Annotated in this window: 12 protein-coding genes; 9 read left to right on the forward strand and 3 right to left on the reverse strand. The window is 67.2% G+C overall.

All coding sequences use genetic code 11. From position 1 onward, the window contains the following. Positions 1 to 173: 173 nt before the first annotated feature. Positions 174 to 1091 (reverse strand): LysR substrate-binding domain-containing protein, encoded by a 918-nt coding sequence (locus L8G49_RS18840; protein WP_242187337.1) that lies wholly within the window; start codon positions 1089 to 1091, stop codon positions 174 to 176. A 185-nt stretch (positions 1092 to 1276) separates the two neighbouring features. On the opposite strand from L8G49_RS18840, the gene L8G49_RS18845 reads away from it, so the two are divergent. From L8G49_RS18845 to L8G49_RS18855, 3 genes are read left to right on the forward strand one after another with little or no spacing between them, the layout of a single operon-like run. Beyond that, positions 1277 to 4468, forward strand: a complete 3192-nt coding sequence (locus tag L8G49_RS18845) for an efflux RND transporter permease subunit (RefSeq protein ID WP_242140245.1) — start codon at positions 1277 to 1279, stop codon at positions 4466 to 4468. Further along, positions 4461 to 5624 carry an efflux RND transporter periplasmic adaptor subunit gene (locus L8G49_RS18850; protein ID WP_242140246.1) on the forward strand — a complete coding sequence of 388 codons (1164 nt, stop codon included), beginning with the start codon at positions 4461 to 4463 and terminating at the stop codon, positions 5622 to 5624. Before L8G49_RS18845 ends, L8G49_RS18850 begins: the two co-directional genes overlap by 8 nt. Further along, the gene (locus tag L8G49_RS18855; RefSeq protein WP_242140247.1) at positions 5611 to 7029 is read left to right on the forward strand and encodes an efflux transporter outer membrane subunit; all 1419 of its coding nucleotides are present in this window, start codon (positions 5611 to 5613) and stop codon (positions 7027 to 7029) included. Before L8G49_RS18850 ends, L8G49_RS18855 begins: the two co-directional genes overlap by 14 nt. A 24-nt stretch (positions 7030 to 7053) precedes the next feature. Here the strand turns inward: L8G49_RS18855 and L8G49_RS18860 are convergent, their stop codons facing one another. Next, positions 7054 to 7863 carry a PhnD/SsuA/transferrin family substrate-binding protein gene (locus L8G49_RS18860; RefSeq protein ID WP_242187338.1) on the reverse strand — a complete coding sequence of 270 codons (810 nt, stop codon included), beginning with the start codon at positions 7861 to 7863 and terminating at the stop codon, positions 7054 to 7056. Then, positions 7860 to 8732: a fatty acid desaturase gene (locus L8G49_RS18865; RefSeq protein WP_242187339.1), complete on the reverse strand. Its 873-nt coding sequence runs from the start codon at positions 8730 to 8732 to the stop codon at positions 7860 to 7862. The genes L8G49_RS18860 and L8G49_RS18865 overlap by 4 nt, the downstream gene beginning before the upstream one ends. A 283-nt stretch (positions 8733 to 9015) precedes the next feature. Here L8G49_RS18865 and L8G49_RS18870 point away from each other — a divergent pair, with 283 nt between their 5' ends. The 6 genes from L8G49_RS18870 to L8G49_RS18895 all read left to right on the forward strand — a co-directional run bounded on the left by L8G49_RS18870 (position 9016) and on the right by L8G49_RS18895 (position 14635). Next, positions 9016 to 10389, forward strand: coding sequence for an FAD/NAD(P)-binding protein (locus tag L8G49_RS18870; protein WP_242187340.1), 1374 nt, complete (start codon positions 9016 to 9018; stop codon positions 10387 to 10389). Positions 10390 to 10506: 117 nt separating this feature from the next. Beyond that, the gene (locus L8G49_RS18875) at positions 10507 to 11412 is read left to right on the forward strand and encodes an alpha-L-glutamate ligase (protein WP_242187341.1); all 906 of its coding nucleotides are present in this window, start codon (positions 10507 to 10509) and stop codon (positions 11410 to 11412) included. After that, complete coding sequence (locus L8G49_RS18880) at positions 11412 to 12428, forward strand: LLM class flavin-dependent oxidoreductase (protein WP_242187342.1); 1017 nt, start codon at positions 11412 to 11414, stop codon at positions 12426 to 12428. Before L8G49_RS18875 ends, L8G49_RS18880 begins: the two co-directional genes overlap by 1 nt. Continuing rightward, on the forward strand, positions 12425 to 13159 hold the full coding sequence (locus tag L8G49_RS18885; RefSeq protein ID WP_347272083.1) for an ATP-binding cassette domain-containing protein: 735 nt from the start codon (positions 12425 to 12427) through the stop codon (positions 13157 to 13159). The genes L8G49_RS18880 and L8G49_RS18885 overlap by 4 nt, the downstream gene beginning before the upstream one ends. Beyond that, positions 13156 to 13821: a methionine ABC transporter permease gene (locus L8G49_RS18890; protein WP_242187343.1), complete on the forward strand. Its 666-nt coding sequence runs from the start codon at positions 13156 to 13158 to the stop codon at positions 13819 to 13821. The genes L8G49_RS18885 and L8G49_RS18890 overlap by 4 nt, the downstream gene beginning before the upstream one ends. Before the next feature lie 16 nt (positions 13822 to 13837). Next, positions 13838 to 14635, forward strand: a complete 798-nt coding sequence (locus L8G49_RS18895) for a MetQ/NlpA family ABC transporter substrate-binding protein (RefSeq protein WP_242187345.1) — start codon at positions 13838 to 13840, stop codon at positions 14633 to 14635. Positions 14636 to 14858: the final 223 nt, after the last annotated feature.

Raw genomic sequence — 14858 nt, forward strand, 5'->3', positions numbered from 1 at the left:
GCGCTTCCGTAATCTTTACCATTTGTGCAGGAGGGTGACATTTGCGTCACACCCAAGCGGGTTGCGCGGCGTCTTTCACAAGGAGGGCGTTTCGGCGCGCCGGGTCGCCCGCGGGTTGCGCTACCGGAATGCAGGCCTGCGGTACGGATCTCTCGCCAGCCGTTTTGCGAGCGTCACGCGGCCGGATGGGCGTCCGTTTGTGCGCTACCGGAGGTTCGGACGATCTTGAGGAAATGCTCCCCCGACAGCGACGGCGTGTCCGCATGGACCAGCCACATCGCCGACGTCGCGCGATCGTCGAGGAGCGGGACGTATACCAGGCCGGCCGATTGCAGCGCGGAAAGCGATTCCGCGACGATGGTGATCCCGACCCCGGCCGCGACGAGCCCGAGCAGGGTCGACACTTCCCGCACGCTTTGCGCTACCAGCGGTTCGACCCCGGCATTGCGCATCAGTGCGAAGAGCGCCTCGGTAAAACCCCCGCTGCGGTCGCTGGCGTAGACCACCAAGGAATGATCGCTCAAGTCGGACAGGCGCAACCCCGCACGGTTGGACAGCGGATGGTCGGGCCGCATCGCGACGACCAGCCGTTCGCTGAGGATCAAAGTAGCGGTAAGGCCCTGCGCCAGAACCGGGCGGGCTGCGCTGCGCAGGAACCCGAGGTCGAGCAGCCCGTCGACAAGCGCTTCGATCTGCGCGGGACCCGCGACTTCGGTCAGCGATAGCTGTACGTCGGGATAGTGCTGCCGGAACGCGTGGATCGCCGCCGCGACCTGTGGAATGAACGGCGCGGACGCATTGAAGCCGATCCGCAGGTCGCCAAGCTCCCCCTGCGCGGCGCGGCGCGCGATCAGCACCGCGCGATCGGCTTCCTCCAGCGTACGCCGCGCCGCTTCGAGAAACAGCGCCCCGGCGGGGGTCAGCGCGACTCGTCGGCTGGTGCGTTCGAGCAGCAGCACCCCCAATTCCTCCTCGAGCAGGCGGATCTGCTGGCTGAGCGGTGGTTGCGAAATACCGAGATGCGCGGCCGCCCGGGCAAAGTGAAGGTCGGTGGCGACCTGAACGAAGTACCGAAGGTGGCGCAATTCCATCAATAGCTTTTACGTCTCAATCATGTGGGAAACAATATTAGACACACCAGCAACATTGGCCGAATGGTGCAGTGCCGCATCGGTCCCGGTGATGGTCAACGCATAGCTCAGGTGTCCTCCCCAGGCATGAACGATCGTTCCAAGCACGGGCCCGCCCAGGCCCCGACCCTTCGCAGAAGCGCCGCATGATCGGGATCGTCCGCGTCGCGTTGATGCGTCCGTTGACGTTCATCGTCATGGCGATCCTGATCGCGATCGTCGGCGTGCTCGCCGCGATCCGGACGCCGGTCGACATCTTCCCCGACATTCGCGTGCCGGTGATCGCGACCGCGTGGCAGTATAGCGGGCTTTCGCCCGACGAGATGTCGGGCCGGATCATCACCCCGTTCGAACGCGTGCTGACGACGACGGTCAACGACATCGACCATATCGAAAGCCAGTCGCTTCCCGGCATCGGCGTCGTGAAGATTTATTTCCAGCCGGGCGCCGACGTCCGCACCGCGACCGCGCAGGTCACCTCTGTCTCGCAAACAGTGCTCAAGCAGCTTCCGCCTGGCGTCACGCCACCGCTGGTGCTCAACTACAGCGCGTCCACCGTGCCGATCGTCCAGCTCGCTCTGTCGGGAACGGGGCTGTCCGAGGGCAAGATGTTCGATCTCGCGGTCAACCAGGTCCGCCCCGGGCTGGTGACCGTGCCCGGCGCGGCGATCCCCTATCCGTCGGGTGGCAAGACGCGGCAGATCCAGATCGATCTCGACCCGGAGGCGCTCCAGTCGAAGGGACTGTCGGCGCAGGACGTCGGCAATGCGATCGCCGCGCAGAACCAGATCAACCCCGCGGGTTTCGCCAAGATCGGTGGGTTCCAGTATAGCGTCCGGCTCAACAACGCGCCGGGATCGATCGAGGAACTCAACAGCATCCCGGTCAAGGTCGCCAATGGCGCGACCATCTACATGCGCGACGTGGCGCATGTCCGCGACGGTTCCGCACCGCAGACCAACGTCGTCCATGTCGACGGATCGCGCTCGGTGATCATGACCGTGCTCAAGAACGGTGCGACCTCGACGCTCGCGATCGTGCAGGGGATCAAGGACGCGCTGCCCAGGATTCAGGAGACGCTGCCGGCGGCGCTCAAGATCGTGCCGATCGGCGACCAGTCGCTGTTCGTGAAGGCGGCGGTCGAGGGTGTGGTCAAGGAAGGCGCGATCGCGGCGGCGCTGACCTCGCTCATGATCCTGCTGTTCCTCGGCTCGTGGCGCTCGACCGTGATCATCGCGATCTCGATTCCGCTCGCGATCCTCGCGGCGATCATCGGGCTGGCGGTGACGGGCAACACGCTGAACACCATGACGCTCGGCGGGCTCAGCCTCGCGGTCGGCATCCTGGTCGACGACGCGACGGTTACGATCGAGAACATCAACTGGCACCTCGAACAAGGCAAGCCGGTGATGCAGGCGATCCTCGACGGCGCGGCGCAGATCGTGACGCCCGCGTTCGTCTCGCTGCTGTGCATCTGCATCGTGTTCGTGCCGATGTTTTTCCTGCCCGGCGTCGCGGGGTTCCTGTTCGTGCCGCTCGCGCTCGCGGTGGTGTTCGCGATGATCGCGTCGTTCATCCTGTCGCGCACGCTCGTGCCGACGATGGCGATGTATCTGCTCAAACCGCACGCCCCGGGGCATGAGCATGAGGCGGGAACGCCCGGATCGCGCAACCCGCTGGTCCGCTTCCAGCGCGGGTTCGAGCATCGCTTCGAACGCTTCCGCCTGAGCTACGGGGGGATGCTCGAGCGGGTACTGGCGACGCCAAAGCCGTTCGTGATCGGCTTCCTCGCGGTCGTGCTGCTGTCGTTCCTGCTGACGCCGTTCCTCGGGCAGAACTTCTTCCCCGCGGTCGATGCGGGGCAGATGGCGCTGCACGTGCGCGCGCCGGTCGGCTCGCGGATCGAGCAGACCTCCGCGCAGTTCGACCTGATCGAGCGACGGATCCGCCAGATCGTCCCGGCGAACGAGCTCGTCTCGGTGGTCGACAACATCGGGCTGCCGGTCAGCTCGATCAACACGACCTACAACAATTCGGGCACGGTCGGGCCGCAGGATGGCGACATATTGATCCAGCTGTCGAAGGACCACGCGCCGACCGCCGAGTACGTCCGCCAGCTGCGCGAGCGGCTGCCGCGCGATTTCCCGGGCTCGACCTTCTCGTTCCTGCCCGCCGACATCACCAGCCAGATCCTCAACTTCGGTGCACCGGCCCCGATCGACATCCAGATCTCGGGCAAGGATGCCAAGGCGAACCAGGCCTATGCGCGGATGATCCTGCGGCGGATCGCCGCGATCCCGGGCGTGGCGGACGGGCGGATCCAGCAATCCGCGCGCTATCCCCAGCTCAACGTCAACGTCGATCGCAGCCGGATCGGGCAATACGGCCTGACCGAGCGCGACGTCACCACCAGTGTCGCAAGCTCGCTCGCGGGGACATCGCAGACCGCGCCGGTGTTCTTCCTCAGCCCCGAGAATGGCGTCTCCTATCCGGTCGTCGCGCAGGCGCCCGAATATCGCGTCGGGTCGATGGACGACCTTGCGAGCATCCCGGTGACGGGCGCGGACGGGACGTCGCAAGTGCTTGGCGGGATCGGCACGATCGTCCGGTCGAACGGCGCGGCGGTGGTCTCGCATTACAACATCGCGCCGGTGACGGACATTTACGCGACCCCGGCGGGGCGGGATCTCGGCGCGGTCGCGGGCGACATCAAGGCGGTGCTCGCGGAGCTGAAGGACAAGGCCCCCAAGGGCGCGACCGTCACGCTGCGCGGGCAATATGCGACGATGAACGGGGCGTTCTCGGGCCTGGGCTTCGGGCTGCTCGGCGCGATCGTGCTGATCTATTTGCTGATCGTCGTCAATTTTCAGAGCTGGCTCGATCCGTTCGTGATCATCACCGCGCTGCCGGGAGCACTTGCCGGGATCGTGTGGATGCTGTTCGCGACGGGGACGACGCTGTCGGTCCCGGCGTTGACCGGCGCGATCATGTGCATGGGCGTCGCGACCGCCAACGCGATCCTGGTCGTCAGCTTCGCGCGCGAGCGGCTGGCCGAACTGGGCGACGCGACCGCGGCTGCGCTGGAGGCGGGGATGACGCGCTTCCGCCCGGTGCTGATGACCGCGCTCGCGATGATCATCGGCATGTTGCCGATGGCGCTCGGGCTGGGCGAGGGCGGCGAGCAGAACGCGCCGCTCGGCCGCGCGGTGATCGGTGGGTTGCTGGTCGCGACGTTCGCGACACTGTTGTTCGTGCCGGTGGTGTTCAGCCTGGTTCACCGGCGCAGGGCGGACGTTGCGACGTCGCCGACCCCCGAATTGGAGAAAGTGCATGTCTGAGCGCGGCCAGGGCGGATCGCTGAAAACGGTCGGGATCGTCGCGGTGGTGGTGGCGGTCGGCGTCGTCGGCTTCGGCATCGCCAACCGTTCGCATTCCGAGCAGAAGCTCGCGGGGTGGACCAAGGCGCAGGCGACGCCGACCGTTACGGTGATCCACCCCAAGGCGGCGGGGAGCGCCGCCGCGCTGACGCTGCCCGCGAACCTCCAGGCGCTCAACAGCGCGCCGATCTTCGCGCGGACCAGCGGCTATGTCCGCAAATGGTATGTCGACATCGGCGACAGCGTGCGCGCGGGCCAGACGCTCGCGGTGCTCGACGCGCCCGAGGTCGACCAGCAGCTTGCGGCGGCGCAGGCGGATCTCGAGACGGCCAAGGCGAACCAGATGCTCGCTGCCTCGACCGCGACGCGCTGGCGCAACATGCTGAGCAAGGATGCGGTTTCCAAGCAGGAGACCGACGAGAAGATCGGCGACCTTGCCGCCAAGACCGCGGTGGCGAATGCCGCGCGCGCCAATGTCGCGCGGTATCGCTTCACGCAGGGGTTCACCCGGCTGATCGCGCCCTTCTCCGGCGTCGTGACGACGCGCTCGACTGATATCGGCGCGCTGGTGACGGCAGGGACGGCGGCGTCGACCCCGTTGTTCACCGTCGCCGACGTCAGCCGGATGCGCGCCTATGTCCGTGTGCCGCAATCCTATTCGGCGCAGGTCCACCCTGGGCTGCACGTCGGGCTGACGCTCCCTGAATATGCCGGGCGCAAGTTCGATGCGGTGCTGACGCGGACCGCGGGTGCTGTCGACCAGCGCTCTGGCACGGTGCTCGTCGAACTGCAGGCTGCCAATGGCGACCGCGCGCTCAAGCCCGGCGCCTATGCGCAGGCGAGCTTCCCGGTCGCCGGCGCGACCGGTGCGATGACGCTGCCGGCCAGCGCGCTGCTGACGGGCGAGCACGGGACGCAGGTCGCCCTGGTCGGCACGGACGGCAAGGCGCATCTCAAGACGATCGTGATCGGCGAGGATCGCGGCGAGACGGTCGAAATCCGTTCGGGCCTGACTCCGCAGGATCGCGTGATCGACAATCCGCCCGACGCGCTGGCGGATGGCGATGCGGTTACGGTCGGGCGCGGCGGGGCGGGGGCTGCCAATGCCGCGCGCTAAGACCTGGCTGCGGCGGATTGCGACGGTCCAGGCGTTACTGGCGACTGCGGCCTGTTCGGTCGGGCCGGCCTATGTCCGTCCGTCGGTCGCTGCGCCCGCGGCCTTCAAGGAAGCCGCCACCCCCGGCTGGCAGACCGCCGGAATAGCGGTGCCACCGGCCGGGCGCTGGTGGGAGGCGTTCGGCGATGCCGAATTGAGCACGCTCGAAAGCCGGATCGAGGCCGCCAACGCCAATCTCGCCGCAGCGGTCGCGCGCTATGACGAGGCGCAGGGCTTGTTGCGGCAGGCGCGGGCCGACCGCTTCCCGCAAATCAGCGCCGGTGCGGATGTCGCGCGCCAGCGCGTCTCGGCCGGTCGGCCGCTGTCGCCCGGCTATGCCGCGACCTATTCGGCGGTCACGATCGGTCCGTCGGTCGAATATGAGGTCGACCTGTTCGGCCGCGTCCGCAATTCGATCCGGGCGGGGCAGGCGAATGCCGCCGCCAGCGCCGCCGATCTCGCCGGAGTCCGCCTCGGGCTGCAGGCGCAACTGGCGAGCGTCTACTTCGACATGCGCGGGCTCGATGCGCGGATCGTGCTGCTGCGCCAGACGGTGGACGCCTATCAGCGCGCCTTTACGCTGACCGATACGCGCCATGCCGGCGGGATCGCGTCGGGGATCGACGTCAGCCGGTCGCAGAATCTGTTGTCGAGCGCGCGCGCCGAATTGCAGGCGGTGTCGATCGACCGCCAGCGCGACGAACATGCGATCGCCGTGCTGGTCGGCGAGGCACCCGCCGCGCTGGCGATTGCCGTTGTCGAACGGCAGACCGCACCGCCGGTTCTTCTGGCGGGGCTGCCATCGGGACTGCTCGAACGTCGACCGGATATTCTCGCGGCGGAGCGTCGCGTTGCGGCAGCGAATGCGCGGATCGGTGTCGCGCGGGCGGCCTTGTTCCCGAGCATCACGCTCGGTGCATCGGGCGGGTTCGAGGCGGCAAGCGGTGCATTGCTGAGTGCAGCGAACGGGTTCTGGGCGCTCGGTCCCTTGTCGACGGCGCTATCGCTGCTGGATGGCGGCCGCCGCCGCGGCGGGGTCCAGGTCGCCCGCGCGCAATTCGACGAAGCCGCCGCCAACTATCGGCAGACCGTGCTGGTCGCGTTCCGCGAGGTCGAGGATGACCTCGTCAGCCAGCGGTTACTGGCAGCGCAGGAGCGTGATCAAGGCGTCGCGGCGGCCGCTGCGGAACATACTCGAGAGCTTGCGCTGATCCGGTATCGCGATGGTGCCGCGGATTATCTGGAAGTCGTGACGGCCCAGACCGCCGCGCTCGATGCCGAACGCGCGCTGCTCGATGTGCGGAACCGGCAGCTGCAGACGGCGACCGATCTGGTCCGCGCGCTGGGCGGGACGTGGCAGCCCTGAGCTTCCCGTCGGGCGCTCGCACATTCACTTCAGCACGGGATAACCCGCCGCGATCGCGTCGTCCTCCAGCGTACGAACCACGGCGAACCGCTCGACCCCGGCGGGAAGCACGTCCTTCAGAAACAGCGCGTCCCGCGCGCCCGCTAGCGTGGGATCGGCGATCATATCGGCAAGGGCGATGCGCAGCGCGGCGACCGTCTCGATCGGCGTGGAGCGCGCGGTCACGAACGGGAGCGCGGGCGATGCGGCGGTTCGCGCCACGATCCGGAGACCGTCGACCGCCGCCGGCTCGAACCGGCACAAGGCGGCATAGCTCACGGCATCGATCGCCGCGATGTCGGCGATGCGGTCACGCACCGCGGCGACGCTCGCGCGATGTGAACCGGTTTCCACGACGCCGGCGAAGAACCGTCCGTCACGGGCGAGCCGCGCGATCGCCGCACGGAACAGGTTATGCCCGCTGTTGGACGTCCGCGCGTTGATCGCCGCGCGTCGGGCACGATACGCCGCAAGTCCCGCCGGCGCGTCCTCGCGCCGGCCGATCAGGTAGCTCAAATGGGTGCCGATGCCGCAATCCGGTAAGTCGTAGACGGGGATTCCGACGGCGCGGAGCGCCAGCCTGGGATCGGTCACCAGAGGATAGCCGCAGGCCTGCGCGAGCAACAGGCGCGGGTCGCGCCAGATCGCCTCGACGGAGCGTGCTCGGTCGAGCTGTCGAGGCGCGGCGATCCCGCGTGCGACGAGGCGATGGGCGAGCGCGCTCCAGAGCCGGTCGTTGGCCGCATGCTGGGCGGGATGGTCGTACATGCCGAGCGATGCGACAGGTGTGCTCACGGATGGGGACTCCTGTCGCCGGGGTAGAGCAGGGCATCGTGCCGCCGGACGGCGAACCGCCGGAAGACCGCGCCATACCCGCGATATATTGCGCCGTCGTCGGGTGCGAGCCGGGCACGATGCCGGGCGTGATAGGCGGGCAACCGATACCAGGCGAGCTCCGGTCGATCGTGGTGCGCGGCGTGCAGATTGTTGTTGAGATACAACAACCCAAGCACGCCCCCGCGTTCGACCGTGGCCGCCCGGCCCGGTGCCCGCAGATCGGCGCGATGTTCGACGAAGGATCGCAGCAGGGTCAATGCCATACCGGGATAGACGAACAGCAGGCAATATCGTCCCATGCCGACCCCGGTCCACGAGAGCCATGCGACTAGGATCGCCACCCCGGCGGCGTGCGGCAACCAGTCGCGCGCGACAGCCAGGGGGGTCTTGCGCGCCCGCTGCGCTTCCTCGAGGATCAGGCGCGCAATGGCGATCGGCGGGCCGAACACCAACCGTCCCAGCAACGGCGCCTGCATCCGCGCGGCCACGGCCGCGAGCCCCGAATGCCGTGTGACGTACCGCGATTCGGGATCGTGGTCCGGGTCGGTGATCGAAACGCTGCGATGATGCGCGACGTGGCTCCTGCGATAGAGACTATAAGGCAGCCACAAGGCGAGTGGTGGAAACCCGATCGCGCCGTTGATCGCGGCGACGCGGGTCGGATGCCCGTGGATCGTCTCATGTTGCAGGGATCCATGCCAGGCGATCAGCCACGCGCCGATGGCAGCAAGAGCCGCATCCGGGATCACCGCATGCCACCATGTCGCGGCCAGCCACGCGGCATAGAGCGTCACCGCAACCAGCAGGGTCGGCCATTCGATTGCCATACGCTGCCGCCGAATTGCGGGAAGCCGGCGCGTTGCAATCCTGGGGAGGAATGCGGCGTGGGGGGAATGCTGTGGCGACATTGGCAATCTCCGACGGATACGCCATAGTCTATCTATTCAATGGGAATTGAACCCGGCTAAATCTATCCACCGGATAAGCTGCGCTATTTGCCGGACCTTGGGAGGGAACGGCGGAACTGACGACACGGTTGGGACGTCCGGGCAGGGTGCGGCAAGACATGGGGACGGCGATGGACGGACGACAAGAAACGCAGCTGGCCGAATGTCCCCACCTTGGGACCGTGACGTGATCGAGCATGTCGCAATCGTCGGGGGCGGGTTCTCGGGCTCGCTCGCCGCGATCAACTTGGTTCGCCACGACGGCCCGCGCGCGACGTTGATCGATCGTCAGGCCGATGCCGGGACGGGGCTCGCTTACGGCGCTGCCGACCCGGCCCATCTGCTCAATGTCCGCGCGTCGAACATGAGTGCCTTTCCCGACGATCCGGGACATTTCGTCCGGTGGCTCGAGGAACAGGGATATGCCGCGGTCGCGCAGACCTTCGTGCCGCGGCTCGTGTATGGCGATTATCTGAAGGCCGTGCTCGCCGGCGTGGCCACGCAAAACCCGGATCGTCTGCGGATCGTGCGCGGGGAGGTTGTCGACGTCGTCGACTCGGCCGGCGTGCAGGTCGTGCTCGCGGACGGAACTCGCCTTGCCGCCGATGCCGCCATTCTTGCGGTCGGCAACCTGCCCCCGCACGCACCGGCCGGGCTCGACCTCGATGCGATCGCGCCGTCTCGCTACGCCGGGGATTGCTGGGCGGCGTCGGCTACCGAAGGATTGGGCCGCGACGATACCGTGCTGGTGCTCGGTACGGGGCTGACGATGGTGGATGTCGCCCTGCTGCTCGACGCCAAGGGGTTTGCAGGCCGGATCGTCGCCCTGTCCCGGCGCGGGTTGTTGCCACACGCGCATACCGCGCCCGGGGCACCGTGGGTCGCGATCAAGGATCGTCCCGGGACGCGCCTGTCTCAGCTCGTCCGGACGTTGCGCATGCGCAGCACGGTGATCGGCTGGCGCAGCGCGGTCGATGAGTTACGGCCGTTCACGCAGCACATGTGGCACGCCGCGTCGGCCGCGGAACGCGCGCGGTTCATTCGCCATGCACGACCCTGGTGGGACATCCATCGGCACCGCCTGGCGCCCCCCGTGGCCGACCGGATCGCCGCGCTTCGGTCGACCGGTCGCCTTGCGCTCGTCGCGGGCAAGATCGAGCGCGTCGCGATGGGAGCGACCGGCGTGGACGTCACGTGGCGGCCGCGGGGAAGCGCCGCGTCGCAGCCGCTGAACGTGCAGTGGATCATCAACTGCACCGGGCCACAGGGCGACTTGCGCCGAACGGGCGAGCCCGTACTTCGCCAACTGACCACGCGCGGCGCGATCCGTCCGGATGCGGCCCAGCTCGGGATCGACGTGGACGAGCAGATGCGCGTGATCGGACGCGATGGCCGACCGAACGACCGCCTGTTCGCCTTGGGCCCGATGACCCGCGGCGCGTTCTGGGAAATCGTCGCGGTTCCCGATATCCGGACGCAGGCCTGGACGCTGGCCCGACGACTGTCCAATGCGCATTGGGTCGCGGAAGGATTATGACGTGACGAGCCAGCTCGTCATAGAATTGCTTGGTTTGCCGCAAGCAGGTGTTTGCCGACGCCAGAACGTGCAGACGGCATTGGCATCACTACCGTGCGCCCCGGTACAGGAGACCCCGTGACAGATCTTGCTTTGCTCTACGAACACCCGGTCTGGTTTGCGCCGCTATTCGACGCACTCGATCGGCGCGGGATCGATTACGTCGCCGTGCGTCCCGACGGGCATTTCGATCCTGCCGACGGTACGCCACCGGCGCGCGTCGTGTTCAACCGGATCGCGATGTCGAGCTTCCTGCGCAGCGACGAACATCCGATCTTTCACAGTATCGCACTGCTTGATCACTGGCAGCGCGGGGGTGCGCGAATCGTCAACGGTCCCGACGTGCTGGCGGTCGATTCCTCCAAGGCGCGGCAATTGTCGCTGATCGCAGGCCTCGGACTCGCCATTCCGGAGACTCGCGTCGTCCACCGCGCGGCGGACGTGCCGGCGGCCGCCGCGACGCTCGCCTTCCCGCTCGTGGTCAAGGCGAACATCGGCGGATCTGGCGCGGGAATCGTTCGCTACGACTCGATCGACGAACTGCGGGCCGCGGTTGCCGACCGGACATTGCCGACGAGTGTCGACGGCGTGCTGCTGGTGCAGGATTATGTGCCCGCGCGGAACGGCACGGTCACGCGGATCGAGACGCTCGACCGGGCCTTCCTCTATGCGCTCGACATTGCCGGCGGCGGGACGTTCGATCTGTGTCCGGCCGATGCATGCCAGGTGCCCGGCGCCCCGATCCCGATGGTGGCGGCCGATCCCGGACCGCATTTGCGCCAGGCGGCCGAGGCGATCGCCCAGGCGGCCGGGCTCGACGTCGGGGGTATCGAGGTGATGATCGACGATCGGGACGGCGTGCCGCGCTTTTACGATATCAACGCGCTGTCCAATTTCGTGGCAAAGCCGCTCGACGTACTCGGCTGGGATCCGCACGAACGGCTGGTCGATTATCTCGAGACCGTGATCAAGGAAGCGCGCTGATGCGATTTGGCTATTGGACACCGGTGTTCGGGGGCTGGCTGCGCAACGTCGCTGACGAAGGCATGGAGGCAAGCTGGGACTATACCCGGCGCCTGACCCAGCGCGCGGAACGGATCGGCTATGATCTGACCCTGATCGCCGAACTCAACCTCAATGACATCAAAGGCGTGGAACAGCCCGCGCTCGACGCCTGGTCCACCGCGGCGGCGCTGGCCGCGGTGACCGAGTCGATCGAGCTGATGGTTGCCGTCCGCCCGAACTTTCACCATCCAGCCCTGTTCGCCAAGGCGGCCGCCAATATCGATCGGATCGCGGGCGGCCGATTGGCCCTCAATGTCGTCTCGTCCTGGTGGGCCGACGAGGCCAGGCAATACGGCCTGCAGTTCGACGAACACGACGATCGCTACGCCCGCACCGCCGAATGGCTGACCGTCGTCGACGGACTGTGGAACGAGGAGCGGTTCAGCTTCGCGGGACGCTATTATCGGACCGAGGATGCGATCTGCGCCCCAAAGCCCGCCAAGCGTCCGACGGTATATGCAGGCGGTGAAAGCGAAAAGGCCAAGGCCATGATCGCGGCGCAATGCGACGCCTATGTCATGCACGGGGACCCGGTGGCGGCAATCGCCCCGAAGATCGCGGACATGGCCGCGCGCCGCGCGGCTGCCGGCGGCGCCCCGATGCACTATGGCATGGCGGCCTATGCCATCGTGCGCGATAGCGAGGCCGAGGCGCAGCGGGAACTCGAACGGATCACCACCGTCACCGATCTGCCCGCGGGATATGCCAATTTCGACCAATGGCTGTCGGGCACGCAATTGGAACGCGATCTCAAGATTCAGGAATATTCGGTCTCCAACCGCGGCCTGCGCCCCAATCTGGTGGGCACGCCCGAACAGATCCGGCAGCGTATCGCGGATTACGAGGGGGTCGGGCTCGACCTGCTGCTGCTGCAGATGAGCCCGCAGGCGGAAGAGATGGAACGCTTCGCCGCGCAGGTGATCACCCCGCGGTGATCGCGCTCGTCGACATCCACAAACGGTTCGAGGGAAACGGCACGGCTGCGCTCGACGGCGTGACGCTGTCGGTCACGCGAGGCGAGGTGTTCGGCGTGATCGGACCGTCCGGCGCAGGCAAGTCGACGCTGATCCGGCTGATCAATGCGCTGGAACGGCCGAGTTCTGGGCACGTCGAGATCGAGGGGATCGATATCGGTACGCTACCCGCCGCCGGGCTGCGGACGTTGCGGCGCCGGATCGGCATGATCTTCCAGAATTTCGGATTGCTGTCGTCGCGGACCGTGGCGGACAATGTCGCCTTCCCGCTGAAGCTGGCCGGCGTTCCTGCGACCGAACGTGCGGTGCGGGTGGCCGCGTTGCTCGATCGCGTGGGGCTGGCCGAGCATGCGGCGAAATATCCTGCCCAGCTCTCGGGCGGCCAGAAGCAACGTGTCGGGATCGCCCGCGCGCTCGCCACGGGACCGGACGTCCTGCTGTGCGACGAGGCGACCAGCGCCCTCGATCCGGAATCGACTCGCAGCGTGCTGGCCTTGTTGCGCGAACTGAACCAGGATCTGGGACTGACGATCGTGCTGATCACGCATGAAATGGATGTGGTCCGCGCGGTCTGCGACCGGGTCGCGGTGCTGGAGCGCGGGAAGGTGGTCGAAACAGGAACGGTGGACGCCGTCTTCGCCGCGGCACGTCATCCGGCGACGCGGCAGATGCTCGCGGGGCTGCACGCATGAGCGGCTGGTTTTCCAACGTCAATTGGGCGGACATCGGGACGGCCTGTATCGACACGCTGGTGATGCTGGGCGCGTCGCTCGCGTTGACCATCCTGCTCGGGTTGCCGCTGGGCGTGTTGCTCTACCTCACGGGCAAGCGGCAGATCGGCGCCAACCGGGTCGTGCATGGGATGCTCGGGATCGTCATCAATATCCTGCGGTCGGTGCCCTTCATCATCCTGCTGATCGTGATGATCCCGTTGACGGTCGCGCTGGTCGGAACGTCGCTCGGCGTCGTCGGCGCGATCCTGCCGCTCGTCGTGGGGGCTGCACCCTTTTACGCACGGCTGGTCGAAGGCGCGCTGCGCGAGGTCGACCGGACCACGATCGAGGCGACCCAGGCGATGGGCGCCACACCGCTCCAGATCGTCACCGGGACACTGATTCCCGAGGCGCTTCCCGGCCTGATCTCGGGCGCGACGGTGACCGCAGTGGCGCTGGTATCGTTCACCGCTATGGCCGGCGTGGTCGGGGCAGGGGGGCTCGGCGACCTCGCGATCCGCTTCGGGTATCAGCGCTTCCAGACCGATGTGATGGTCGTGACCGTTGCCTTGCTCGTGCTGCTCGTCCAGGGGATCCAGTTCGCCGGGGACCGGCTCGCCCAGTCCGTCACGCGTCGCTGAATTCAGGAAACCCCGCATGAATCGTCGCCTCTTGCTTGCAGCCCTTCCGTTCCTGGCGATCGCGGCCTGTTCGCGGGGCGGTGTGCCGACCGACGGGGCCACGCTCACGATTGCCGCCACCGCGGTGCCGCATGCCGAGATCCTGGAATCGGTGAAGCCCGCGCTGGCGAAGCAAGGGGTCGACCTGCAGATCCGCGTCTTCAACGATTACGTGCAGCCCAACCTTCAGGTCGACCAGAAGCAGATCGACGTGAACTACTTCCAGACCAAGCCGTATCTCGACTCGTTCAACGCCGCGCGCGGGACGCATCTGGTGCCCTATGCCGGGATCCACGTCGAACCGCTCGGCGGTTATTCCCGCAAATGGAAGACGATCGCGGCCCTGCCGGCCGGTGCCACGGTCGCGATCCCGAACGAGCCGAGCAACGGCGGCCGGGCCCTCCTGCTGCTGCAGAAAGCCGGGCTGATCCGATTGAAGAACCCGGCAGACCCGCTGGCGACCCTCAACGACGTGGCAAGCAACCCGCGAAAGCTGCAGTTCAAGGAACTCGAGGCGGCGACCCTCCCGCGCGTGCTCGACCAGGTCGACCTTGCGCTGATCAACACGAACTACGCCCTCGACGCGAAGCTCAACCCCGTGCGCGACGCGCTGGTGATCGAGGACGCCAAATCACCCTATGTCAATTTCGTGGTGGGGCGCGCGGGTGGGGACAAGGATCCTCGTGTGATCAAGCTGATCGCGGCGTTGCAAAGCCCGGCGACCCGCGCCTTCATCACCACGCATTACAAGGGCGCGGTGTTGCCCGCTTTTTGAGCGGTCGACCCGCGGCCGGCCCGGGAGCGTGCTGCCCGCCCAGATATTTGGCGTTGGTGACGTGCAACCGCGGGGTGTTGCGGGGTACGAAGGTCCTGACCAGCTGGTCCTGTTCCCCCCGGATCCGCATGACGGTGTAGCCGCCCGTCGCCTGCAGGCCCGACCAGATGGTGCGTTGGGGAACACCAGGAAATTTTGACAATGCCCGTGCATGCGTGAAAAC

Origin of the sequence: Sphingomonas sp. CARO-RG-8B-R24-01 (assembly GCF_022662295.1) — a bacterium.
Classification (GTDB): domain Bacteria; phylum Pseudomonadota; class Alphaproteobacteria; order Sphingomonadales; family Sphingomonadaceae; genus Sphingomonas.